This is a genomic window from Mitsuaria sp. 7 (genome assembly GCF_001653795.1).
GTDB lineage: Bacteria > Pseudomonadota > Gammaproteobacteria > Burkholderiales > Burkholderiaceae_C > Roseateles.
Genome location: NZ_CP011514.1, coordinates 3,940,801 through 3,964,226 on the forward strand (window position 1 = coordinate 3,940,801; position 23,426 = coordinate 3,964,226).

Here is a 23,426-nt window from a genome sequence, read left to right on the forward strand (position 1 = left end):
GCGTGATCCCCTGACCGCTTCGACATCCGGCCCTTTCCCATAAAACAAGACCTGTCACGATGAGCCTGCTCAACTTCGAATCCGCCGAACTCGACCGCCGCGGCGCGCCGCACACCGCGCGCGAGATCGCCCAGCAACCCCAGGTCTGGCGCACGGTGCATGCGCTGGTGCAGTCGCAGCGCGCGGCGATCGATGCCTTCCTGCAGCCGCTGCTGGCGCTGCCGGACCTGCGCATCGTGCTGACGGGCGCGGGCAGCTCGGCCTTCATCGGGCAATGCCTGACCCCCGCACTGCTGCAGCAGCTGGGCGCCAGGCCCGGGATCCGCGTCGAGGCCATCGCCACCACCGACATCGTCTCCAACCCCGCGCAGTGCCTGCAGCCGGGCGTGCCGACGCTGCTGGTCTCCTTCGCCCGCTCGGGCAACAGCCCGGAGAGCCTGGCGGCGGTGGAGCTGGCCGACGCGACCGTCGGCGAGTGCCATCACCTCGCGGTCACCTGCGCGGCCGAAGGCACGCTGGCGCGCCGGCTCGGCGATCGCGAGCGCGCCCACGTGCTGCTGCTGCCCGACGAGACCCACGACCGCGCGTTCGCGATGACCTCCAGCTTCACCGGCATGCTGCTGGCCGCGGCCTGGGCCTTCGGCATGGCGCTGCCGTCGGTCGACACGCTCGGCGACGCGGCGCGCCAGCTGCTCGCGACCGAGGCCGCGCGCCTGGACGCGCTGAACGCCCAACCCTTCGAGCGCGTCGTCGTGCTCGGCAGCAACGGCCTGCAGGGCCTGGCGAAGGAAGCCGCGCTGAAGGTGCTGGAGCTGAGCGACGGCCGCCTGGTGGCGCTGGCCGATTCGCCGCTGGGCTTCCGCCACGGTCCGAAGACCATCCTGAACGACCGCACGCTGGTGCTGATCGTGCTGTCCAACGACAGCTACACCCGGCGCTACGACCTGGACCTGCTGCGCGAGCTGCGCCGCCAGGGCCGCGGCCGCATCGTCGCGCTCAGCACCTCGGCGCTGAACGCCGAGGACGCGCTGGCCGCCGACGACGTGCTGCTGGACCTGCCGGTCAACGCGCCCGACCTGGCGCTGGCGCCGGTGGCGCTGGTCTTCGCGCAGTGCCTGGCGCTGCTGGCCTCGCTGAAGCTGGGCATCACGCCGGACAATCCCAGCGCCTCGGGCACCGTGACGCGCGTCGTCAGCGGCGTCATCATCCATCCGCTCGCCACCCCGGCGCCATGAATCGCTCCGTCCTCCGATCTGTCCACTGACCCGCTCATGACTCCTGGCACCCACGACACCGCCGAGCGCCCGATCTTCCTCGGCATCGACGGCGGCGGCACCAAGACCTCCTTCCTGCTGCTGGACGGCGGCGGCCGGCAGTTGGCCCGCCACACGACGACGACCAGCTACTACCTGGAGATCGGCTTCGGCGCGCTGCGCGTGCTACTGCGCGACGGCGTCACCGAGACGCTGAAGCTCGCCGGCGTGGCGCCGGAACAGGTCACGTCCGCCTTCGCCGGGCTCCCGGCCCACGGCGAGGACAGCGCGCTGTCGGCCGACTTCGACAGCCTGCTGGCCGGCGCCCTGCCGCGCGCGGTCATCGGCAACGACATGGTCTGCAGCTGGGCCGGCTCGCTAGGCGGCGACGACGGCATCAGCGTGGTCGCGGGCACCGGCTCGATCGCCTACGGCGAATGGCTGGGCCGCGGCGCGCGCGCCGGCGGCTGGGGCGAGGTCTTCGGCGACGAGGGCTCGGCCTACTGGCTCGCGCGTGAAGGGCTCGCGCTGTTCTCGCGCATGGCCGACGGCCGCGCCGCGCCGGGACCGCTGCTCGGGCTGGTGCGCGAGCACTTCCAGCTGGCGCACGACCTGGACCTCTGCGCGGCGATCAACGGCGACGCGGCGCGCAGCCGCCTCGCGCAGTTCGCGCGGCTCGTGTCCGCGGCGGCCGTCGACGGCGACGCGCAGGCGATCGCTCTGCTGGGCCGCGCCGGCGATGAGCTCGCGGCGCTGGCCGGTGCCATCGCCCGGCAACTGGCGCTGCCCGCGGAGGCGCAGGTCCTGGTCTCCTACACCGGCGGCGTCTTCGAAGCCGGCGCCACGGTGACCGATGCCCTGCGCCGCGCGCTGGCCCGGGACGTGCCGGGCGCGACGCTGATCGCGCCGCGTTTCGGTCCCGAACTCGGCGCGGCGATGTACGCGGCGCGGCTGGCGGGTTTTCGCCTACGGCCGCAAGGCTGATTCAGTCCCTTCCGAACGCAGCCGCCTCGATATCATTCGAAAGTTTTCGACTTCCGGATCGTCATGACCACCTCTCCCTCCTCCATCGCCGAGAAGCCTGACGCCGCGCTGCTGATCGACGAGCGTCGGCGGCTGATCCGCGAGCAGGTGCAGGCGCAGGGCAAGGTCACGGTGGAGGAACTGGCCGAACGCTTCGGCATCTCCGTCGTCACGATCCGCAGCGACCTGAACGCCCTGGCCTCGACCGGCGCGCTGCTGCGCACGCACGGCGGCGCGCTGGCGCATCGCGACACCGAGGAGGTGCCGATCAGCGTCAAGCAGAAGCTGCATCACGAGCAGAAGGTGCGCATCGCCATCGAGGCCGCCAAGCTGATCCGCGACGGCGACACCATCCTGCTCGACTCCGGTTCCACGACGGAAGAGATCGCCAAGCAGATCCGCGGCCTGCGGCTGCAGTCGCTGAACGTCATCACCAACGCGCTGAACATCGCGGTGCTGCTGGCGACGGTGCCGGGCGTCAACGTGATCATGCCGGGCGGGCTGCTGCGGCAGAACTCGTATTCGCTGTCCGGCCCGCAGGCGGTGACGGCGCTGCAGAGCCTCTACGCGGACCGGTTGTTCCTCGGCGTCGACAGCCTTGATCCGGAGATCGGCCTGATGACGCCGCATCTGCTGGAGGCGCAGCTGAACGCGCAGATGATGAAGATCGCGCGTCAGATCGTCGCGGTCGCGGACGCCTCCAAGCTGATGAAGCGCAACCTTTCGGTGATCGCGCCGGTCGAGCAGATCGACATGCTGATCACCGACAAGGAGGCCGACGAGGGGATCGTCGGCGAACTGCGACGCCGGGGCGTCGAGGTGGTGCTGGCTTGATCGGATCAGACCTAGAGGATCTTGTCGGACCCAGAGACGGTAACCTGCACTGTATTCGACTCCCTGAGCATGATCGACATATCGCGCTCTGAGGAGTCCTGGTCAACCTCCTGCCGTTTGACCTCCAGTCGCGGATACCTCTCGGCCAGCATTTCAAGCTGCTGCTGAAGTTGTTCCTGCAACGATCCGAGATCGCTCCATCCGACTGAACAGGCTAACTCCGCGGCCATCATCACGCCCCGGGTCGACGCCACGATGTCTTTCGCCGCATCATTCCCCACGGCCTCGAAATCCAGCACAAACGATTTATCAGCGATGCTCAACGTCCATTCGCGGGGCGGTTGCCAGTCGTCAGGCACCGGCCTCGGGGCGAGCAGATCAAAGTTTTCGATAAACATAAATTCTCCTTCGGAAAGTTGGCATGCGATGCGCCGTCGATATGCCGATCATCAGCACGCGCGACGCACCGGATGGCCTAGTCGGTTTGCGAAGGCATCGGGATCCATCGAGGTGACGGATCGACAGGATGATCAGCGCTTGAGCTGCACGTACGGAGCCTCACGCGACGGCGCATCGCATTGCGCGAGCGGATCGACCGACCAGACGGCCTCGCCTGACGACGCTCAGAGCAGGCTGAACGGCAGCGTCCCCAGATGGTTCAACTGGAACTGGCTGCCGTCGTCCAGCATGAAGCGCTCGATCGCGAATTGGCGCTGCGTGCCGTTCCTGATGGTGACCCGGGTGTCGTACAGGCCGTCCTCTTGCAGGAGCTGGATCACCAGATCGGGCCCTTCCGTCCGCTTGAGCAGCAGATCCGTCCGGATCCCGGGCCCGAAGCGGAGCGTGTCGACATTGCCCTCCGTGTCGTCCCAGTCGTCGATCTGATCCTTCCCGCCGCCGAAGGTCACGACGTACTCGTCGTCGCCCTTGCGGCCGGTCATGACGTTGTCCTTCCGGTCTCCCTCGAACCGGTCGGCGGCGTCGGTGCCGACGACGTTCTCCACGTTGATCAGCCGGTCGATGCCGCGCGTTCCCCAACGGACCTCCCGCTTCGCCAGCGATGCCTGGATGCCGGTCCCTGCCTCGACGAAGGCCGAGTGGTAGTCCACGGTGTCGACGCCGCCGCCGCCGCGGATGTGCTTGTTGTCCGGGCAAGGGTCGCCGGAGCCTCCATGCGCCACCGTGATCATGTCGTCGCCGGCGCCCGCGGAGACCCGATCGCGACCGGTGCCGGTGTAGATCCTGTCGTCCTCGCCGGTGCCTTTTGTGATGTCGTCGCCCGGCGTCCCGACAATGACGCGCGACGATCGCGGCGCGCCGGTCTGGCGTTCATCTCGAGTCGTCACCGCGCTTGCGGCGAGCCCGCCGCTCGCATCTTGCGGGGGCAGCTCGAGGCGATCCCTGCTCACGAGTTCAGACAGGCGGCGCCAGGGCGCCAGGTCGTTCACGACGTCGACGAAGGCGCCGTTGCGGTACTGGATCTTGTCGAGGCGCCATGCCCCTTGGCGGTCCCCGTACCAGTCTTTCAGTCGCAGGTGGTGAGCGTGCTCCGGCACCCGGATCAGGAGATCGTCGCACGCGCGGTCGAACCGCAGTTGATCGACGGTGTAGACCTTGCCGGCCGTCTCCTGGTAGATCCTCAGCGTGCGCAGGTCGGGATGGGGGTAGAAGACCCAATCCCCGAGCCGCGGGTCCCAGAGGTATCCCCGTGTCCGATTCGCCTCGCCGGCAGGCGTGTTGCGGACCTTGCTCATTGACTGTTCCTTTGCGATCGGAACCGCGGCGCGAGCACGCCACGGCGCGCATGCCGACGCCACCCGCAGCGCATCCGCGAGCGGTCGTCCCATGCAACCGCTTGGTCAACGCCGGCGGGGTTGGCGCTCGCCAGATCAGCGCTTGAACTGCGCGCAGGGATCCTCGCGCGACGGCGCGGGCGTGCGCTCGACGCGGTCGTAGCCGCCGGCGGCCGTCGCGCTGCCCGGCTCCAGATAGGCGATGGCGTCGATGTCCGACGCCGGCACGCCGGCCGCCTGCAGATAGACCGGCACGGCGACATCGCGGCGCACGTGGCCGTTCCCCGCGATCAGCACGACGCGCTTCGCGCCGGACGCCCGCGCGTCGAGCATGGCCTGCGCCATCGCGGCGTCGCGCGCGCGTTGCGCCTGGACCATGCCCGGCAGCATGGCCTCCGGCATCGCGCCGCAGTGGCCGTCCTGGATGTCCTGGCGCAGCGTGTCCTGTTGCGCCGCGTTCCACACGGCGCGTTCGCGCAACGCGAGCAGGTCGGCGGGCCAGGCGGCGTCGCCTTCGCGGACGATCCTGCGGATCCGGTCGCGGTCGATGTTGCCGCCGCGGACTTCTGCCCCCGACTGCAGCGCGGCCTCGAACAGCGGCTGATGCAGCGGCCAGCGCCAGCCCTTGCGGTCGAACTTCGCGGCGTCGACGACGGCGTTCACGTCGCCCGGCGCGGCCTTGCGCGCCGTCGCGACGGCGGCATCCTCGCTGCGCGAGAACTGCTCGAAGACGACCACCGTCTTCGGTTCCTGCGCGATCAGCCGACGCAGTTGCTCCGCGCGGGCGCGGTGGTGTTCGGGGTTGTCGTGCAGCTCGCCGAGCAGGACGAATTCGGGCTCGGCATTGGTGGACGCCGCCATAGTCGGCGTCGTGTCCGTCGTGTCCGTCGTGGGCGCCGTGGGCGTCGCGCAGGCGGCGAGCAGGAGCGGAAGAAGCGCCAGGGCGGCGCCGCGGGAGGCGATGTTCATGGAAGCGGTCCTGGAGGCAGGGGGATGCGAACAGGCCTGGCGACGGCGCCGCGAACCGCTGGAAACGGCGGTGGCGGCGCTGGCTGGGTCGGACATGCATTGTCGGGCATCCGCCCCGCCATCCGCCCGGAGCCGGGCAGGATCAGAGGGGCGCTTGCACCTGCACCTGCATGCTCGAATAGAGGGCCATGGCAGCCATCGCCAACTGCGCGGCGACGTTCGATGCCGTCTCGCGGATCTCGTCGTTGGGCGCCTCATACTCTGTCACAAGCGCCGCGATGAGCTGCGCGATCTGCTCGGCAGACATCGTTGCCTTCAGCGCGGCGTTGTCGAATTCGACCAGACCTTCATCGGTCTCGAAGACCGAGGTCCGCTGTGCCAGAAGGTCATTCGCGTATTTCAATCCGGACTGCAGCGATGCGCCTGCAGCAGTGGACGTCGTGTTCTCCAGCGTCGTCTGCGATGCAATCGTCATGACAAGTTCTCCTTCAGAAGTGAGGCACGTCGCGCGTGCCGAGTACGGAACGCATCGGCCACGCGCCGCGGCGCGACGCGCGGTACCGATGCCGCGCCGTAGTCCTCTTCCGAAGGAGATCGGATCGCCGGTCCGGCGAGCGCCGGTCAGCGGATGGACGTCATCGATCGCATCGCCTTGACCGCGCCCTCGCCCATGGACGCGCCGAAGCGTTTGGCGATGCGTTCGGCCACGTTGTCGCGCGGCGTGTAGTCGACGACGTCCTCGGCCTTCACCACCTCGCGGGCGACGTAGTCCAGCGTGCCCGTGCCGTCGGCCAGGCCGAGCTGGATGGCCTGCTCGCCGTTCCAGAACAGGCCGGAGAACATCTCCGGCGTTTCCTTGAGCCGCGTGCCGCGACCCTCGCGCACCACCGCGATGAACTGCTGGTGGATCTGGTCCAGCATCGCCTGCGCGTACGCCTGCTGCTTCGGGGTCACCGGCGAGAACGGATCCAGCATCCCCTTGTTCTCGCCCGCCGTCATCAGGCGGCGCTCGACGCCGACCTTCTTCATCACCTCGGTGAAGCCGAAGCCGTCCATCAGCACGCCGATCGAGCCCACCACCGACGCCTTGTCGACGTAGATCTCGTCCGCGCCCGCGGCGATGTAGTACGCGCCGGAGGCGCAGATCTCCTCGACGACCGCGTAGACCTTCTTCTTGTGCAGCGCCTTCAGGCGCTTGAGCTCGTCGTTGACGATGCCCGACTGCACCGGGCTGCCGCCCGGCGAGTTGATGCGCAGCACCACCGCCTGCGAACCCGGATCCTCGAACGCGGCCTTCAGCGCGGCGTTGATGAGCTCGGCGCTGGCCTCGGTGTCGGGCGCGATCTCGCCGCGCACCTCGACGAGCGCCGTGTGCGGCCCGGTCGTCGCGCCGCCGTGGTGCCTGGTCGCGAACATCGACCAGATGAACAGCAGCAGCACCGACACCCAGATCAGCCGGAAGAAGGTCTTCCAGCGCCGGTCGCTGCGGCGGTCGCGCAGGTAGTCGTGGGCGAACTGCTCGATCACGTGTTCGTAGCGGCCGGGCACGGCTGCGGCGGGCGTGGCCGATGCGGGCTGCGCCGCCGCAGCGGGCGCCGCGGCCTTCAGGATGTCCTCGGGCCGCGCCGTCGCGTCGGGGATCGGGCGGGGCAGATCACTGCCGCCGCTGGAGTCGTCGTTGGGGTTCATTCAATCCTCGAAAACGGGTCGCGTGTCGCGCGATGGATACCAATAGACCTGGCCGTCGCGTTCGCGCACGTCGAGCTTGGTCAGGCCGAAACGGCCACACATGCCGGTCACGCAGCGCCCGTCCCGCGGGTGGTACACGGCGCCGTGGATGCTGCAGATGATGTATTCCTTCTTGCTGTCCAGGAACTCGCCTTCCTGCCAGTCCATCTCGGTCGGCACATGGGCGCAGCGGTTCAGGTAGCCGACGACCTCGCCGTCGAAGCGCAGCGCGAAGGCCGAGGCCGGCTGGCGGAACTGCAGCACGTCGAAGGTGTGCGCGCGACCGCGTTCCTCCAGCTCGGAGGAGGCGCACAGCGGCACCGGGGGCAGGTCTTGCTCGGGCGTCATTCGGAAGGAGTCCGGGAAGCAGGAAGGAGAGGAAGGCGATCGGGAAGTGATCGGGAGGCGGTCGTCGCGCGGTCAGGCGTTGGCCAGCAGCCACTCGTGCAGCGTCGGCACGTCGTGCGCGACCAGCAGCGGCTCGAAGCCGCGCAGCGATTCGTGTTCATGCGCGCCGTAGGTCACCGCCACCGCCGGGCAGCCGGCATTGCGCGCCAGCTGCAGGTCGTGCGTCGTGTCGCCGATCATCAGCGTGCGCTCCGGCTCGGCGCCGAACTCGCGCATCAACTCCAGCAGCATCTGCGGATCGGGCTTGCCGGCGGTCTCGTCCGCGGTGCGGGTGCCGTCGAACAGCGTCTTCATGTCCACCGCGGCCAGCGCCTCGTCCAGGCCGCGGCGGCTCTTGCCGGTCGCGACCGCCAGCCAGTGGTGACGCGCCTTCAGGTCGCGCAGCAGTTCCGGCACGCCGTCGAACAGGGTCACCTCGTGCGCCGACGCAAAGTAGTGATGGCGGTAGCGCTGGCCGAGCTCCGGATACCGCGACGGGTCCAGGCCCGGCAGCGCGTACTGCAGCGCCTCGATCAGGCCCATGCCGATGACATAGGCGGCGAGCTCGCGCGACGGCGGCTCCAGGCCGAGGTCCGCGGCCGCCGACTGCATGCAACGCACGATCAGCGCGGTGGAGTCGAACAGGGTGCCGTCCCAGTCGAACACGATGAGGTCGAAGCGTTGAGGCATGGTGATCCGGAGGAGGTCGTCGGGGCGGGTCGTCAGGGCGAGGGGCGACGCAGCGCGGCCAGGAGTTTCTCGCACTCGGGGGGCAACGGCGCCTCCAGGGTCAAGGTCTCGCCCGTGGCCGGGTGCACCACGCGCAACAGGCGCGCGTGCAGGAACATGCGGTCGAAGCGCAAGGCCCCGCGCGCGATCTGGCGGTTGGCCTCGAAGTCGCCGTACTTGGGATCCCCGACGATCGCGTGGCCCTCATGAGCCAGGTGGACCCGGATCTGGTGCGTCCGGCCGGTCTTGATGGTGACGTCGAGCAGGCTGTAGCCCGCACAGACTTCGACGACCTTCACCAGACTGATCGACCGCTTGGCCTGGTCCGCCTGCGGATCCTTGGGATCGGGCACCGCCCTCACCCAGCGCTCGCCGTCGCTGCCGACGAACTTCAGCAGCGGAACGTCGACGACCTTCTTGCTCTTCGTCCAGGTGCCGCTCACCAGCGCCGCGTAGGTCTTGCCGGTCTCGCGGTCCCGCAACTGGTCCTGCAGATGCGTCAGCGCGCTGCGCTTCTTGGCGATCATCAGGAGGCCGGAGGTTTCCTTGTCCAGCCGGTGCACCAGCTCCAGGAACTTCGCCTGCGGGCGTGCGCGGCGCAACTGCTCGATCACGCCGAAGCTCACGCCCGAGCCGCCGTGCACCGCCACGCCGGCGGGCTTGTCGACGACGATCAGGTGCTCGTCCTCGAAGACGATGGGGAACTCGCGCGCGGGAATGGCGGCGGTCTGTTCGGCGGGTTTCTCCGCCAGACGCACCGGCGGCACGCGCACCACGTCGCCCACGGCCAGCCGGGAGTCGGCGCTGCAGCGGCCCTTGTTGATGCGCACCTCGCCGGACCGGATGATCCGGTAGACCAGCGTCTTGGGCGCGCCCTTGAGTTCGCGGATCAGGAAGTTGTCCAGCCGTTGTCCGGCGGAGCCCTCGTCGACGGTCAGTTGACGGACCTGCGCCGGCATGACCGGTGCGGCCGGCGCTGCGGGCGGCGCGACGGGTGAAGATGTGGCCGGCTTGACCGGTGCCGTCCCGGGTGTCGACCGGGCTTTGGGGGGCGCGGGGGCCCTCGTGGCACTGCGGGCAGTCCCTGGGGCGGCCTTGCGGGCTTTAGCCCCTATAATGCTGCTTGCCACGTTTCCGTTCTAAGTATTTGATTTTTCTCATTTTACTCGGACGTGCGCGTTCGAGGTCGACGAGAACGTGGCAGTGAGCAGCGATTGTGAGTAGGCTGCTCATCACTTTTGGTGATGCAACGTCAGGTCATCGTTGTCGGGCCCGCTTCCCAAAGCGAGCGGGCAGGTACCGAGGCCGGACGGCAGAGCAACATCGTCAGAACCATGCCCACGCGGCCGGTCGCATTCCAGGATGTCGGCAGACGGCGCGGGCAGTACAACAAGGTTTCACGACGACAGAAGACGGGCCGCAAGGCCCAGGCGCTGACGTCAGCACCCAGGCTCCGATTCCGGATGTTTTCTTCGGTCCATTCCACCCCCCGCCGCCTGCGAGCGCGTGTTGGCTTCGTCCACACGCCAGGCTCCGGCCGTGGTCGGGTCGCGCCTCAGTCGGCGCGTTTGAGGACCAAGACAGCCGACCCGGGGCCCGCGGCGCACGCGCCAACGCTGCATCGCTGAACGGTCGAACGAGCCGTTCAATTTGCAGTCCAGGGCGATCCTTTCATTGGTTCTTTCGCGTTACTCGTGCATCGGTCGAATCGCCCGCCGGTGAACCTCCGGCGGCGGTTCTGAAGTACGCGCGTCAGCGGCAATGCCCTGGCGTGGAGGAGAACTGATGAAACGCATGCTGATCAACGCGACGCAGCAGGAAGAGCGTCGCCTGGCCATCGTCGATGGACAGAAGCTGTTGGACTTCGAGACCGAGATCGAAGGCCGCGAACAGCGCAAGGGCAACATCTACAAGGCGGTCGTGACGCGCGTCGAGCCGTCGCTGGAGGCCTGCTTCGTCGACTACGGCGAGGACCGCCACGGCTTCCTGCCGTTCAAGGAAATCTCGCGCACCTACTTCCGCGAAGGCGCCGACGTGCGCTCCGCCAAGATCCAGGACGTGATCAAGGAAGGCCAGGAGCTGCTGGTCCAGGTCGAGAAGGAAGAGCGCGGCAACAAGGGCGCCGCCCTGACGACCTTCGTGTCGCTGGCCGGCCGCTACCTGGTGCTGATGCCCAACAACCCGCGCGGCGGCGGCGTTTCGCGCCGCATCGAGGGAGAGGACCGGGAAGAGCTGAAGGACGCGCTCGACCAGCTCGAGTACCCCAAGGGCATGTCGCTGATCGCCCGCACCGCCGGCATCGGCCGTTCCGCCGCCGAGCTGCAGTGGGACCTGAACTACATGCTCAAGCTCTGGACCGCCATCGACGAAGCGTCGGGCGGCAAGGGCGCCTTCCTGATCTATCAGGAGTCGTCGCTGGTGATCCGCGCGATCCGCGACTACTTCACCGCCGACATCGGCGAGATCCTGATCGACACGGACGACATCTTCGAACAGGCCCACCAGTTCATGTCGCACGTGATGCCGGAGACGGCACACAAGGTCAAGCGCTACCGCGACGACGCGCCGCTGTTCAGCCGCTTCCAGATCGAGCACCAGATCGAGACGGCCTTCAGCCGCACGGTGAACCTGCCCTCGGGCGGCGCCATCGTGATCGACCACACCGAGGCGCTGGTCTCGGTGGACGTGAACTCGGCGCGCGCCACCCGCGGCGGCGACATCGAGGAAACCGCCACCCGCACCAACCTGGAAGCCGCCGACGAGATCGCGCGCCAGATGCGTCTGCGGGACCTGGGCGGCCTGATCGTCGTGGACTTCATCGACATGGAGGAGTCCAAGAACCGCCGCGAGGTCGAACAGCGCCTGCGCGACGCGCTGCGCCAGGACCGGGCCCGCGTGCAGTTCAGCTCGATCAGCAAGTTCGGCCTGCTGGAACTGAGCCGCCAGCGCCTGCGCCCGGCGCTGAGCGAAGGCAGCCACATCACCTGCCCGCGCTGCAACGGCACCGGCCACATCCGCGACACGGAGTCCTCCGCGCTGCAGATCCTGCGCATGGTCCAGGAAGAGTCCATGAAGGACAACACCGCCGCCGTGCACGTGCAGGTGCCGGTGGAAGTGACCTCGTTCCTGCTGAACGAGAAGCGCACCGAGATCACCAAGATCGAGCTCAAGCAGCGCGTGACCGTGCTGCTGGTGCCCAACCGTCACCTGGACACGCCGAACTACAAGCTCGAGCGCCTGCGCCACGACGATCCCCGCCTGGAGAACCTGCAGGCGAGCTACACGATGATCGAGGAGCAGCAGGAAGAGGAAAGCATCACCCGCCGCGGCGCCGAGAAGAAGAACAAGCAGGAGCCGCTGATCAAGGGCATCCTGCCGGAGCAGCCGGCCCCGATGCCGGTCGCTGCCGCGCCCAAGGCCGTCGAGCCGGTGGCCGCCGCCCCCGTGGCGGCACCGCCCGCGCCGGCTGCGCCCGTGGCCGCCGGTGGTGGCTTCTTCGGCTGGATCAAGAGCCTGTTCGGCGGCGAGCCTGCGCCCGCACCGGCACCGGCCCCCGCGGCCAAGTCGGCCGAGCCCGCGAAGAAGGAACGTGGCGAGCGCGGTGAACGCAGCGACCGTGGCGAACGCGGTGGTGATCGCGGCCGTGGCGGCGATCGCAACCGCCGTGGCGAACGCGGCGAGCGTGGTGAACGCGCCGGCGGTGAACGCGGCGAGCGCGGTGAACAGAAGGCCCGCGACGGCAAGCCGCGCGGTGAAGGCAAGCCGCAGCAGGAAGGTCGCGCCGAGCGTCCGGAACGCGGCGACCGCGCGGAGCGCGGTGAGCGTGCCGAACGCGGTGGCGAGCGCGCCGAACGTGGCGAGCGCGGTGATCGCGGCGGTGAACGTGGCGAGCGTGGCGGTGACCGTCCGCGCCGCAACGAGCGCGCCGACAAGCCGGAACAGGCCGTCGAAGGCGCACCGCGTCAGGAACGCACCGACCGCGGTGATCGTCCTGAACGGGGTGAGCGCGGTGATCGGGGCGAGCGCGGCGAAGGCCGCCGCCGCCGCGAGGAACGCCCGGCCGATGGTTCGCAGGAGCAACTGGCCGCGCTGGCCGGCACCGAAGCCGCGAACGTCGAATCGCCGATCGCCTTCGCCGACACGCAACCGCTGGAGAACCCGCTGGGTGAAGCCGGCGACGAGCGTCAAGGCCGTCGTCGTCGTCGTCGCGGCAACCGCGACCGCGGTGAAGGCGTCGAGGGGGGTGAGCAGGTCGAAGGCACGCTGGTCGAAGGCCAGGCCCAGTCCGGCGACACCTCGTTCACTGAAGGTGCCGGATCCGCTGCCGCTGCGGTGGTCGACGGTGACGCCCCGGCTGGTGAAGAAGGCGCGGAAGGCAACGCGGATGGCCAAGGCCGCCGTCGTGGCCGTGGTCGCGACCGTCATCGCCGTGAGCGCCGCGAAGGCGAAGGCGCACCGGCTGACGGCGTGACTGCCGAAGGCGACGTTGCCGCCACGCCGGCCGTCGCCGCGCTGGACGGCATCGTGCTGGATGCCGGCGCTGCCCCGCGTCAGCTGGAACTGGGCGACGAGCCGAAGCAGGCCCCGGTGCAAGCGCCGGTGGCGGCTGCCGCTCCGACGCCGGCTCCGGTCCAGGCGCCGGCCCCTGTGGCTGCTGCTCCGGTGCAGGCTCCGGCTCCCGTTGCTGCTCCGGCCGCACCGGTGGCCCCGGTCGCCCGCTTCGAACTGCCGATGACCGAGCTCAGCGCTGTCGCCGAAGGCGCCGGTCTGGTCTGGGTCAACAGCGATGCCGACAAGATTGCCGCCGCCAAGGCCGCGATCGCTGCCGAGCCGGCCGCTGCGCCGCTGGGCCGCGAACCCGCGCCGGTGGTGGTGGTCGAAGAGGGCCCGCTGGTCCTGGTCGAGACCCGCAAGGACCTCAACCAGATCAAGCTGCCGTTCGAAGCCTGATTCGAAGCTTGATGACGGCATGAACTCCCTCTCCCGCTTGCGGGAGAGGGCAGGGGTGAGGGCCAGCGACCGCTGAAGTACGCCACCCCATGAAGGCCACCCGAGCCCGAACACCACAGCCGCCGAGACACCCCTCGGCGGCTTTCCTTTTGGGGCGTCACGAGCGCCCCGAGACATGACGGAGACAGACCCGTGAACACGTCCACCATCGCTGCCCAGCCGGGCGACGCGGCCGGCGCCAAGGCCGCGCCCAAGATGCCGCCGCAGATCCCGTACATCATCGCCAACGAGGGCTGCGAGCGCTTCAGCTTCTACGGGATGCGCAACATCCTGACGGTGTTCCTGATGACCAGCCTGCTGCTGGCGATCCCGGAGCCGTTGCGCAAGGGCGAGGCCAAGGAGGTGTTCCACACCTTCGTCATCGGCGTCTACTTCTTCCCGCTGCTGGGCGGGTGGCTGTCGGACCGTTTCTTCGGCAAGTACAACACCATCTTCTGGCTGAGCCTGGTGTACTGCGCCGGCCATGCCTGCCTGGCGATCTTCGAGAACAACCTGCGCGGGTTCTACTTCGGCCTGTTCCTGATCGCGCTGGGCTCGGGCGGCATCAAGCCGCTGGTGAGTTCCTTCATCGGCGACCAGTTCGACAAGAGCAACCGCACGCTGGCGCAGAAGGTCTTCGACGCCTTCTACTGGATCATCAACTTCGGCTCGTTCTTCGCGTCGCTGCTGATGCCGATCTTCCTGGACAAGCTGGGCGCGAGCATCGCCTTCGGCATCCCGGGCGCGCTGATGTTCCTCGCGACGGTGATCTTCTGGAGCGGCCGCCGCAAGTACACGCACGTGCCGGCCGGCGAGTCGCACCGCGACCCGCACGGCTTCCTGAAGGTCGTGCGCACGGCGCTGCTGTCGCAGGCGCCCGGCCAGGGCCGCGGTGGCTTGATCGTCGCCGGCCTGGGCGTGGTGCTCGCGATCGGCGCGCTGGTGCTGACGCCCAACCTCGGCTTCGTGATCGCGTTCTGCTCGGCGCTGGTGCTGGTGATGGGCTTCGGTGGCGTCGGCGCCTGGATGCAGCTGGAACGCGCCCGCGCGGTGCATCCGGCCGAAGCCGTCGAAGGCGTGCGCACAGTGCTGCGCCTGCTGGTGCTCTTCGCGCTGGTCACGCCGTTCTGGTCCCTGTTCGACCAGAAGGCGTCGACCTGGGTGCTGCAGGCCGACCAGATGGCCAAGCCCGAGTGGTTCAAGTCCTCGATGATGCAGGCGCTGAACCCGGCGCTGGTCATGATCCTGATCCCGTTCAACAACCTGGTGCTGTACCCGCTGCTGTCGAAGCTGGGCCTGAAGGTCACCGCGCTGCGCCGCATGGGCGCGGGCATCGCGTTCGCGGGCCTGGCGTGGATCGTGGTCGGCGGCCTGCAGCTGTGGATCGACGGCGGCCACGCGGTCGACATCACCTGGCAGGTGCTGCCCTACGCGCTGCTGACGCTGGGCGAGGTGCTGGTGTCGGCGACCGGCCTGGAGTTCGCCTACAGTCAGGCGCCGCTGGCGATGAAGGGCGTGATCACGAGCTTCTGGAACCTGTCGGTGACGATCGGCAACCTGTGGGTGCTGCTGGCCAACTCCAGCGTCAAGGGCGCGGCGGTGACGGCCTACATCCAGTCCACGGGGACCAGCGTCACGGCCTTCCAGATGTTCTTCTTCGCCGGCTTCGCGCTGCTCGCGGCGCTGCTCTTCGCGCTCTATGCGCGCGGGTACCGGATGCAGGACAACTACCGGGGCTGAGGCCCCTCGTCTCAAACAGACTCAAGCAGATTCAGGGAGACACACGCATGGCACGAATCCTTTCACTGGTCGCCGCGCTGGCGGTGCAGGCCGCGGTGGCGGTGCCCGCCGCGATGGCGCAGGACAGCGTCAAGCTCAACATGGTGCCGCTGCCGTCGACGCGGCAGCAGGTCGACATCGCCATGGACATGAAGATGAACATGTCCATGCAGCTGCCGCCCAACGCGACCGAGCAGCAGCAGGCGCAGATGGCGCAGATGAAGGCCACGATGCCCATCACCATGAAGATGGGCATGCGCCAGGACCTGTCGACGACGGCGAAGGCCGCCGACGGCGCCTACACGCTCAACGCCGAGATCACGCCGCTCAAGAGCGAGATGCGCGACGGCACGGGCCAGACGCGGCCGGTGCCGCCGCAGGGGACGATGCGTTTCAGCGCGCAGCTGAAGGACGACCAGTTCGAGAAGATCGATCTGCAGTTGTCCAACGCCGGGCAGGCGCAGGCGCTGAGCAAGGAAGTGCAGGAGAAGATCTTCAACCAGAGCTTCGACTGGATGCGCAAGTTCAACGGCAAGTCGCTGAAGGTGGGCGAGACGATCGAGATGCCGATCGACATGAACCTGCCGATGACCGGGGCCAAGACCGGCAAGCTGCTGGGCCGATACACGCTGACCTCGGTGAACAAGGGCATCGCGTCGTTCGACGTGGACGTTCGGATGGACATGAGCTTCGCCGCGCCGGCGCAGCCGGCCTCGGGCGCGTCGGCGCCGGCGGGCCCGGTCGAGGGCGTGATGAGCGGCTCGGGCCGCGGCAAGATGGACCTGCGGCTCGCGGATCGCCTGATGGTGCGCAGCACGATGGCGATGACGATGGGCGTGGACATGGCCGGCCCGCAGGGCAACAAGATGCGCATGGACATGGAGATGGCCATGACCAGCACCGGCAAGGCGCTGCCTCCCGGAGCGAAGAAGCCGGCCGCGCCGGCGAAGGCCGCGACGAAGGGCTGATCACCCGCTTGCGCCGTCGGATCGGACGATCCGTCGGCACCATGAAGAAGACCGCCCGAGGGCGGTCTTCTTTCTTGTCGAGTCAGTGCGCAAAGAGTCTGACCAGAGAAATCGAGCAGAACCCAAGGCTGACGATGGCCATGAACAGGACGAAGTAGTCCTTCCAGCGCTCGTCCGTCCGTCGCCACCTTTCTTCGGAAATTGCGGTCTGGATCTCGACGGCAATCGCGCCGGCTTCAATCTCGCTCAAACCGGCACGGACCAGTCGTTTGGATATTCCTTCAACCATGAATCAGCTCCTTGGGAGTACTTGGATCACCGGACAAATCTATGTCCAACCCGAACGGTGATCACTGACCCATCGATGCGTTCTTGTCCTCGACTTTGCGACAGCGAGACACGCGGAATAGAGGGGCTCAACGCCTGCGGGTTTCGCGCATGCCACGCATCGTCGGAATGACGTCGCGCATCACTTGCAGGAACGCGCGCAGTCGCGCGGGCTGAAGACGCCGCGAGGGGTAGACGAGTGAGATCGGCAGCGGACTCGCGCACCACTCGGGCAGGACACGGACCAGACGTCCCTCGGCCATGTCATCGAAGACGGCCCATTGCGACACCAGGGCGAAGCCCAATCCCCGACGGGCCGACTCGATGAGCGCGAAGAGGCTGTCCGTGCCCAGGCGCGGGCGGAACGCGATGTGCATCCGTTCCTCGCCGTCCGCGGCGCGCAGGTCCACGCCGTCGCGATAGAACGCCAGCAGCGCCAGCCACGGCTGCGCGCCGAGCACCGCGGCGATCTCCTCCGGCGGCTTCTTGCCCAGGCCCTTCGGCAGCTTCTTCGCGAGCTGCGGCGTGGCGACCAGCACGCGGGGGATCTCGGCCAGCTGCGTCGCGATCAGGTTGGGCTGGCTGATCTCGCCGACCAGCAGCGAGCAGTCGACGTTCTCGCGGCTGAAGTCCGGCAACTGGTCCTGCAGCATCCACTCCACCGACACACGCGGGTGCTTGCAGAGGAAGGCCGCGAGCGGCTCGATCAGTTGGCTCTGCCCGAAGGCATGGGGAACGCGCAGGCGCAGCGTGCCGGAGAGGTCCTCGCCGCCTTCGAGCTCCTCCGCCAGGGACTGCCAGCCATCGATCAGGTCCTGCGCCTGCGCGGCGCAGCGCTCCCCCTCCTCGGTCAGGCGCAGCCCGCGCGTGGAGCGCTCGACCAGTCGCGCGCCCAGCAGCGATTCCAGCATCTGCACGCGGCGGCTGACTGTCGGTTGCGTGGTCGCGAGCTGGAGCGCGGCGGCGGAGAAGCTGCCGGCCTCCGCCACGCGGAGGAAGGTCTGCAGCAGCGCGAGGCGGTCCTGGCCGCTGTCCCGGTTGGCGTCGTTCATGACCCGCTTTATACGCCGTGCGTATGGGCGCTGTGCAAGCCGGACCGGTTCCCGCGACAGCCCTGGACAAGAAGAATGCGGGTCATTCGGCGCTCAAGCGCCCCCTGCTCCACCCTCTTCTCCTTCACGCCATCTTGAACCATCCTCCGGGAGCCGCGATGTCCAGCCTTCCCATGCCATCCAACGCCGCCACCGCCGCGCCGCGCGATGCCACCACACCGTCCGCACCGTTGATCGTGCTGCTGGCGGCGTCGGCGGGTCTCGGCGCCGCGTCGCTGTATTACAGCCAACCGATCCTGGCCCCGCTGGCCGAGGACCTGCACGCCTCGACGGCCGGCATCGGCGCGGTGCCGATGCTGACGCAGCTCGGCTACGCGGCCGGCATCCTGCTGCTGACGCCGCTGGGCGACCGCTTCGACCGCCGCAAGGTGATCCTCACCAAGTTCGTGCTGCTGATCGCCACGCTGCTGCTGTGTGCGTTCGCGCCGGGCTTCGCGCCCTTCCTCGTGGCCAGCGCCGTGCTGGGCCTGACGGCCACGCTGGCGCAGGACGTCGTGCCGATGGCCGCGACCTTGAGCCCCGCCGAGCACCGCGGCCGAATCGTCGGCCAGGTGATGACCGGGCTGCTGCTCGGCATCCTGCTGTCGCGCGTGATGAGCGGCGTGATCGCGCAGGCGTTCGGATGGCGCTGGGTCTACGGCCTGGCGGCGACGGCGCTGACGATCACGGGGCTGGCCAGCTGGCGCTGGCTGCCGTCGTCACCGCCGGCAATGCGCACGACGTATGGCGCGCTGCTGCGCTCGCTTGGCGGGCTGTGGAAGACGCTGCCGACGCTGCGTCGCGCCGCGATCGCGCAGGCGCTGCTGGCGGTGGCGTTCAGCGCCTTCTGGTCGACCCTCGCAGTGATGCTGCACGAGCGCTTCGGGCTTGGCAGCGCGGTATCGGGCGCATTCGGCCTGGCGGGTGCTGCGGGCGCGCTCGCCGCGCCGCTGGCAGGTCGTTTCGCTGACAGGCGCGGCCCCGGTGTGGTGACCAAGCTCGGCTCGCTCCTCGTGGCGCTGTCCTTCGCGGTGATGTCGGTAACGGCATGGCTGGACCGCGGTGCGGCCATCGTCGTGCTGGTGGTGCTCGCCATCGTCTTCGACTTCGGCGTGCAGGCCGCGCTGGTCGCGCACCAGACGATCGTCTACAGCCTGGACCCCGCGGCGCGCAGCCGCCTCAACGCGCTGCTGTTCACGGGCATGTTCATCGGCATGGCGACCGGCGCCGCGTTGGGCAGCGTGCTGCTGACCCACTGGGGCTGGATCGGCGTGACGGGACTGGCGACGGTGGCGAGCGCCGCGGCGCTGGTGGTGCGGCTCGGCGCCGACGAGTGACGCGGGAAGACTCGGGCGAGTCAGGTAAGTTCAGTCGCCCCGCCTCTGGAAGCTCATGGTGGGAAGGACAGTCGGCGGGGACGCGCAGTATCGCGAGCTTCCCGCTTCAGACGCCGTGCCGCTTGAAAAGGCCGGGGTAGTCGAGCACGAGCAGGTCGTCATCCACCGGCAGATCGGCGGTGAAGCCGGAGCCGTCCAGCGACTCGAAGCGATAGCGCCGATCGTCGAGTCGCGTATAGGCCTGCGCCTGCGCGCGCACGGTCAGCGTGGTGCCGTCGACCCAGGCCATGCGGAACTCGCGTCGTTCACCGATGGCCAACGAGACGCGTCGGATCGGAAAGCTGTTGGTGAACGGCGTGGGCCAGATGTCGATGTCCAGGCATCCGTCGAGATCAGCAAGTGCCCGGCCCTCGCCGTCCTGCCAGTGGCCACCGCCATCGGTCTTCAGCTGCATCGAGCGAATCGAGGCGCCCTCGCCATCGATGAGCGATAACGCCGCTTCGCGCAATCGCCAACGCTCATCCCAGTCGAGACGATAGGCGAGTCGAAACGACCCAGCTTCCTCGTCGATGGCGATCACGACGCCGTCGGCGTGTCCGTCGGAGAGCCGCATGTGCTCGATGCCCACGCCGGGTTGCGCGGCATTCCACAGCGGGATCCAGCAGACGGTGCGAGGCAGAGGCATGACGGGCTCCTTGATTGCTACTTCGCCCACGCCGGCTTGCGCGTCGTCGCGCAGAAGCGCTTCGCCTCGTCCTTGCCCATGGGCTCCACCTGCGGGTCCAGTGGCTGAAGCACTGCCATCACGGCGGGATCGCCGCGGTACTTCTTCTTCAACGCGGCCAGGCGCGCATCAGTGCCGGGACAGCTCTGGCACATGCCCCACTCGATGTCCCGTTGGCGCTCCGCATCGCCTTCCCCCGGCTCGCCGAGCCAGTGCGTGCAGGCCCCGTGTCGTTCGACGAGCGCCGTCACCTCCACCGGGAACGCCGAGGGGGCGGCCGAAGCGGTCAGCGACAACAACGCGACGAGGCACGCCATCGCGCCGCGTCCGACGAGCCGCTGGAACGAAGAATCGCCGGAGACTTTCAAGCGCCCTCCGACGGCGACGGCTCCGCCTCATGACACACCACGCACAGCTTGTTCCCATCCGGATCGCGGAAGTAGGCGCCGTAGTAGTTCGGATGGTATTGGGGCCGCAGGCCGGGCGCGCCTTCGCAGGTCCCGCCGTGGGCGATTGCCGCGGCATGGACCTCGTCGACCATCGCACGCGAGGCCGCCATGAACGCGGTCATCTGGCCGTTGCCGAAACAGGCCTCGCCTTCGAGCGGGCGTCCGATCAGGAACAGCGGTCGCACGGTCTGCGCGGACTGCCAGCCCGCCCGCGGATAAGCCGGATCGACGAAGCGCTGCGGCTGCTTCAGCGCCGCCATCACCGGCGTGTAGAACGCCAGCGCCCGGTCGAAGTCGGTGATGCCGACGAAGAGGTGAGAGAACATCGCTGCGCCTCCTTCACTGCGTCCGGCCGCGCCAGCCGATCAGGCTGACGCCCAGCGCGACGAAGCACGCGCCGAAGGTCCGGTTCATGATCTTCACGCGCGACGGCGCCGCGAGGCCGCGCCGCAGCGCCCGCGCGAGCAGCACATAGAACGCGTGCGCCAGCACCGCGCAGGAGGAGAAGGTCACCGTCAGCACGACGAAGTCGCGCAGCGCCGACTCCGGGTGGTTCATGAACTGCGGGAACAGGGCGGTGAAGAACAGGATCGCTTTCGGATTCGTCAGCGCGACCATGATGCCGCGCAGGAACAGCGCCCGGCGCGACAGGCCGGCCACCTCCGCGGCGGCCGCATCGCCCGTGGCCATGGCCATCCGCGCGCCTTGACGCCATTGCTTGATGCCCAGCCAGATCAGGTAGCAGGCGCCGAGCAGCTTCACGACCAGGAAGGCCTGCGCCGAGGTGCTCAGCAGCACGCCCAGTCCCGCCGTCGTCGCCGCGGACACGGCCAGCAGCCCGATCGCATTGCCCAGCGAGCCGACCATCGCACGTCGGGGCCCGACGCTGAGCGAGTTCGAGATCGCCATCAGCACCGCCGGCCCCGGCGTGAACGTGACGAACAGCGCCACACTGACAAAGCCCAACCAGCTGGTCACATCCACACCGATCTCCCTAGCGCACGACACAGAAGGGACCGATGTTAGCGGTCGCGGCTTCAGGGCTAGGATCGTCCGATCGATCACCCCTGCCCGGGAGTCCCCATGCGATCCGTCTTCCACCTGGCCTACCACGTGCGCGACCTCGACGACGCCCGCGCCTTCTACGGCGGCGTGCTCGGCTGCGAGGAGGGCCGCAGCACCGACACCTGGGTCGACTTCGACTTCTTCGGCCACCAGATCTCGCTGCACCTCGGCGAGCCGTTCAGGACGGGCAACACCGGGAAGGTCGGCGACCACATGGTCCCGATGCCGCACCTCGGCGTGATCCTCGCGATGCCGGACTGGCGCGCGCTCGCGGACCGGCTGGAGACGCACGGCATCGAGTTCGTGCTCAAGCCCAGCATCCGCTTCGCCGGCCAGCCCGGCGAGCAGGCGACGATGTTCTTCCTCGACCCCTCGGGCAATCCGATCGAGGTCAAGGGCTTCGCATCCACGGACGGGATTTTCGCGACCTGAACGGTTCCGATGACTGACCGCTCGAGAACGCGCGCACCGGACGACCCTCGATGAACGAGGCCGTCGCCATCGGACCCCTGGTGCTGCCTTGGGCGTTCCTGCACCTGTGCGTGGCGGTGGCCGCGTCGCTGGTGATCGCCACCTTCCTCGCGCGCAGGCGCGGGCAGGACGCGGGACCGCTGCTGTGGCGCAGCCTCTGGGTCGCCATCGTGTTCGCGCGGCTCGGTTTCCTCTACCAGTACAAGGAGCTGTACGTCGAGCACCCGCTCAGCATCCTCAACCTGCGCGACGGTGGCTGGTCGCCCGAGATCGGCATCATCGCGATGTGGATGTATGCGACCTTCCAGCTGCGGAACGTGCCGGCGATGCGGCTCTCGGCGAGCGTACCGCTGGCGCTGGGCACGGCGATCGTGATCGCGGGGCAGATCCAGCTCGCCATGCGGCCTGCGACCGAACCGCTGCCGACACTGAGCTTCCAGCAATTGAACGGCGACGCCATCGATCTCGCCGCGCTGCGCGGGAGGCCCGTGCTGATCAACCTGTGGGCGACCTGGTGCGGACCCTGCATCCGCGAGATGCCGATGCTCGCGCAGGCGCAGCGCGACCGACCCGACGTGCGCTTCGTCTTCATCAACCAGGGCGAGGACGCGGCCCACGTCGCGAAGTGGCTGGGCCAGCAACGCCTGACCCTGAGCAACGTCGCCATCGACGAACGTCGTCAGGCCAGCGCGGTGTTCAAGCAGGTGGGATATCCCACCACCCTGCTCTTCGACGCATCGGGGAAGCTCGTCGGCAAGCGCACCGGAGAACTGTCGCAGCCGGCGTTGGAAGCGATGTTGAGGCAGCTGCGATGACGCCGACCGGCACAGATCGATCCGACGCGCGTGTCGTTCTCACAGACGCAAGCCGAGCCAGATGACCGTCTTCGTCGATGCGGCCACGACCGGCGTCAGCAACTTGACCCACAACGAGCCTTCTCCGAGTTCATCGGCGAAGGCATCGCAATGCTCCCGCTCCTCGGCCACGATCGCGCCGATGGCACTGACAGCCGCTTCATCGTTGCCTTGCAGACACGCGACCTGGGCGTCGAGATGCGTCAGCACGACCCGCTCGACGGCGACCGTCGTCGCCGCGATCGCCCGGCGGCCGAGCAGACCGGTCACGAGACCTAGGACGACGCCGCCGAGAGCACACGGCCAGTAGCTGCGGCAGCGCGGTCGTCCTCGTCGCTGCAGCTCGCCCCAGAAGATCGCCCGGTGACCCTCTTCATGCGCCTTGAAATCGCGCAACGCGGGGAGCATCGAGCGTGCCGTGACACGCGCCATCAGGATCTGCCCCGCGTAGATGTGCACGGCGCCGTGCTCCCCCGCATGGTTGACCTTCAGGAAGCGATCGCCGAGCGTTTCGCCGTCGCGCAAGGAGACAACAGTGAGATCCATCCGGCGAGTGTCGCGCACGCCCGGTGACGCCGTCATGCGCGGTTTCTCCAGGGTCTGGTGGATTCGACCCGCCGCGTAACATCCGGCGAGTCCCTGCCCGCTCACGCCCC

24 protein-coding genes are annotated in these 23,426 nt (G+C 68.5%); 9 read left to right on the forward strand and 15 right to left on the reverse strand.

What is annotated here, in order from left to right; genetic code table 11:
- The first annotated feature begins 59 nt into the window (after window positions 1–59).
- From ABE85_RS17250 to ABE85_RS17260, 3 genes are all read left to right on the forward strand, one after another.
- Complete coding sequence (locus ABE85_RS17250) at window positions 60–1,235, forward strand: SIS domain-containing protein (protein WP_067277282.1); 1,176 nt, start codon at window positions 60–62, stop codon at window positions 1,233–1,235.
- A 36-nt stretch (window positions 1,236–1,271) separates the two neighbouring features.
- Complete coding sequence (locus ABE85_RS17255) at window positions 1,272–2,237, forward strand: N-acetylglucosamine kinase (protein WP_082938700.1); 966 nt, start codon at window positions 1,272–1,274, stop codon at window positions 2,235–2,237.
- Window positions 2,238–2,300: 63 nt separating this feature from the next.
- Window positions 2,301–3,110: a DeoR/GlpR family DNA-binding transcription regulator gene (locus ABE85_RS17260; RefSeq protein ID WP_067277285.1), complete on the forward strand. Its 810-nt coding sequence runs from the start codon at window positions 2,301–2,303 to the stop codon at window positions 3,108–3,110.
- 11 nt (window positions 3,111–3,121) lie between these two features.
- Here the strand turns inward: ABE85_RS17260 and ABE85_RS17265 are convergent, their stop codons facing one another.
- The 8 genes from ABE85_RS17265 to ABE85_RS17300 form a co-directional block, all read right to left on the reverse strand.
- On the reverse strand, window positions 3,122–3,508 hold the full coding sequence (locus tag ABE85_RS17265; protein ID WP_067277288.1) for a hypothetical protein: 387 nt from the start codon (window positions 3,506–3,508) through the stop codon (window positions 3,122–3,124).
- Between the two features lie 225 nt (window positions 3,509–3,733).
- The gene (locus ABE85_RS17270; RefSeq protein ID WP_067277290.1) at window positions 3,734–4,864 is read right to left on the reverse strand and encodes a hypothetical protein; all 1,131 of its coding nucleotides are present in this window, start codon (window positions 4,862–4,864) and stop codon (window positions 3,734–3,736) included.
- A 135-nt stretch (window positions 4,865–4,999) separates the two neighbouring features.
- Window positions 5,000–5,872 carry a ChaN family lipoprotein gene (locus tag ABE85_RS17275; protein ID WP_067277292.1) on the reverse strand — a complete coding sequence of 291 codons (873 nt, stop codon included), beginning with the start codon at window positions 5,870–5,872 and terminating at the stop codon, window positions 5,000–5,002.
- A 142-nt stretch (window positions 5,873–6,014) separates the two neighbouring features.
- Entirely contained in the window at window positions 6,015–6,347 is a 333-nt protein-coding gene (locus ABE85_RS27670) for a hypothetical protein (protein ID WP_067277294.1), read from the reverse strand.
- Between the two features lie 146 nt (window positions 6,348–6,493).
- On the reverse strand, window positions 6,494–7,561 hold the full coding sequence (locus tag ABE85_RS17285; protein ID WP_082938702.1) for a S49 family peptidase: 1,068 nt from the start codon (window positions 7,559–7,561) through the stop codon (window positions 6,494–6,496).
- On the reverse strand, window positions 7,562–7,948 hold the full coding sequence (locus tag ABE85_RS17290) for a Rieske 2Fe-2S domain-containing protein (protein ID WP_067277296.1): 387 nt from the start codon (window positions 7,946–7,948) through the stop codon (window positions 7,562–7,564). It lies immediately after the preceding gene.
- Between the two features lie 72 nt (window positions 7,949–8,020).
- Window positions 8,021–8,677 (reverse strand): HAD family hydrolase, encoded by a 657-nt coding sequence (locus tag ABE85_RS17295; RefSeq protein ID WP_067277299.1) that lies wholly within the window; start codon window positions 8,675–8,677, stop codon window positions 8,021–8,023.
- Window positions 8,678–8,709: 32 nt separating this feature from the next.
- Complete coding sequence (locus ABE85_RS17300) at window positions 8,710–9,675, reverse strand: RluA family pseudouridine synthase (RefSeq protein WP_067277305.1); 966 nt, start codon at window positions 9,673–9,675, stop codon at window positions 8,710–8,712.
- 826 nt (window positions 9,676–10,501) lie between these two features.
- Between ABE85_RS17300 and ABE85_RS17305 the strand changes: the two genes are divergently transcribed.
- The 3 genes from ABE85_RS17305 to ABE85_RS17315 all read left to right on the forward strand — a co-directional run bounded on the left by ABE85_RS17305 (window position 10,502) and on the right by ABE85_RS17315 (window position 16,452).
- Complete coding sequence (locus ABE85_RS17305) at window positions 10,502–13,666, forward strand: Rne/Rng family ribonuclease (RefSeq protein WP_067277307.1); 3,165 nt, start codon at window positions 10,502–10,504, stop codon at window positions 13,664–13,666.
- 255 nt (window positions 13,667–13,921) lie between these two features.
- Window positions 13,922–15,445 carry an oligopeptide:H+ symporter gene (locus ABE85_RS17310; protein WP_067282975.1) on the forward strand — a complete coding sequence of 508 codons (1,524 nt, stop codon included), beginning with the start codon at window positions 13,922–13,924 and terminating at the stop codon, window positions 15,443–15,445.
- Between the two features lie 47 nt (window positions 15,446–15,492).
- Entirely contained in the window at window positions 15,493–16,452 is a 960-nt protein-coding gene (locus ABE85_RS17315; protein WP_067277309.1) for a hypothetical protein, read from the forward strand.
- An 82-nt stretch (window positions 16,453–16,534) separates the two neighbouring features.
- Here ABE85_RS17315 and ABE85_RS17320 read toward each other — a convergent pair whose 3' ends face one another.
- Together ABE85_RS17320 and ABE85_RS17325 are read right to left on the reverse strand one after the other, a co-directional pair.
- Entirely contained in the window at window positions 16,535–16,741 is a 207-nt protein-coding gene (locus ABE85_RS17320; protein WP_067277311.1) for a hypothetical protein, read from the reverse strand.
- Between the two features lie 127 nt (window positions 16,742–16,868).
- Window positions 16,869–17,831, reverse strand: coding sequence for a LysR family transcriptional regulator (locus ABE85_RS17325; protein WP_067277314.1), 963 nt, complete (start codon window positions 17,829–17,831; stop codon window positions 16,869–16,871).
- A 158-nt stretch (window positions 17,832–17,989) separates the two neighbouring features.
- Between ABE85_RS17325 and ABE85_RS17330 the strand changes: the two genes are divergently transcribed.
- A complete protein-coding gene (locus ABE85_RS17330) occupies window positions 17,990–19,207 on the forward strand; it encodes an MFS transporter (RefSeq protein ID WP_067277317.1) in 1,218 nt (405 codons plus the stop codon).
- Between the two features lie 106 nt (window positions 19,208–19,313).
- On the opposite strand, the gene ABE85_RS17335 is transcribed toward ABE85_RS17330, so the two are convergent.
- From ABE85_RS17335 to ABE85_RS17350, 4 genes are read right to left on the reverse strand one after another with little or no spacing between them, the layout of a single operon-like run.
- Window positions 19,314–19,892, reverse strand: coding sequence for a putative glycolipid-binding domain-containing protein (locus ABE85_RS17335; RefSeq protein ID WP_082938703.1), 579 nt, complete (start codon window positions 19,890–19,892; stop codon window positions 19,314–19,316).
- A gap of 17 nt (window positions 19,893–19,909) precedes the next feature.
- Complete coding sequence (locus tag ABE85_RS17340) at window positions 19,910–20,299, reverse strand: hypothetical protein (protein ID WP_067277321.1); 390 nt, start codon at window positions 20,297–20,299, stop codon at window positions 19,910–19,912.
- Complete coding sequence (locus tag ABE85_RS17345; protein WP_067277324.1) at window positions 20,296–20,706, reverse strand: VOC family protein; 411 nt, start codon at window positions 20,704–20,706, stop codon at window positions 20,296–20,298. Before ABE85_RS17345 ends, ABE85_RS17340 begins: the two co-directional genes overlap by 4 nt.
- Window positions 20,707–20,719: 13 nt before the next feature.
- Window positions 20,720–21,364 carry a LysE family translocator gene (locus ABE85_RS17350; RefSeq protein WP_067277327.1) on the reverse strand — a complete coding sequence of 215 codons (645 nt, stop codon included), beginning with the start codon at window positions 21,362–21,364 and terminating at the stop codon, window positions 20,720–20,722.
- A 99-nt stretch (window positions 21,365–21,463) separates the two neighbouring features.
- Between ABE85_RS17350 and ABE85_RS17355 the strand changes: the two genes are divergently transcribed.
- Window positions 21,464–21,877, forward strand: a complete 414-nt coding sequence (locus ABE85_RS17355; RefSeq protein WP_067277329.1) for a VOC family protein — start codon at window positions 21,464–21,466, stop codon at window positions 21,875–21,877.
- A gap of 50 nt (window positions 21,878–21,927) precedes the next feature.
- Complete coding sequence (locus tag ABE85_RS17360; RefSeq protein ID WP_067277333.1) at window positions 21,928–22,731, forward strand: TlpA disulfide reductase family protein; 804 nt, start codon at window positions 21,928–21,930, stop codon at window positions 22,729–22,731.
- Between the two features lie 39 nt (window positions 22,732–22,770).
- Here the strand turns inward: ABE85_RS17360 and ABE85_RS17365 are convergent, their stop codons facing one another.
- On the reverse strand, window positions 22,771–23,421 hold the full coding sequence (locus tag ABE85_RS17365; RefSeq protein ID WP_231993113.1) for a demethoxyubiquinone hydroxylase family protein: 651 nt from the start codon (window positions 23,419–23,421) through the stop codon (window positions 22,771–22,773).
- Between the last annotated feature and the right edge of the window lie 5 nt (window positions 23,422–23,426).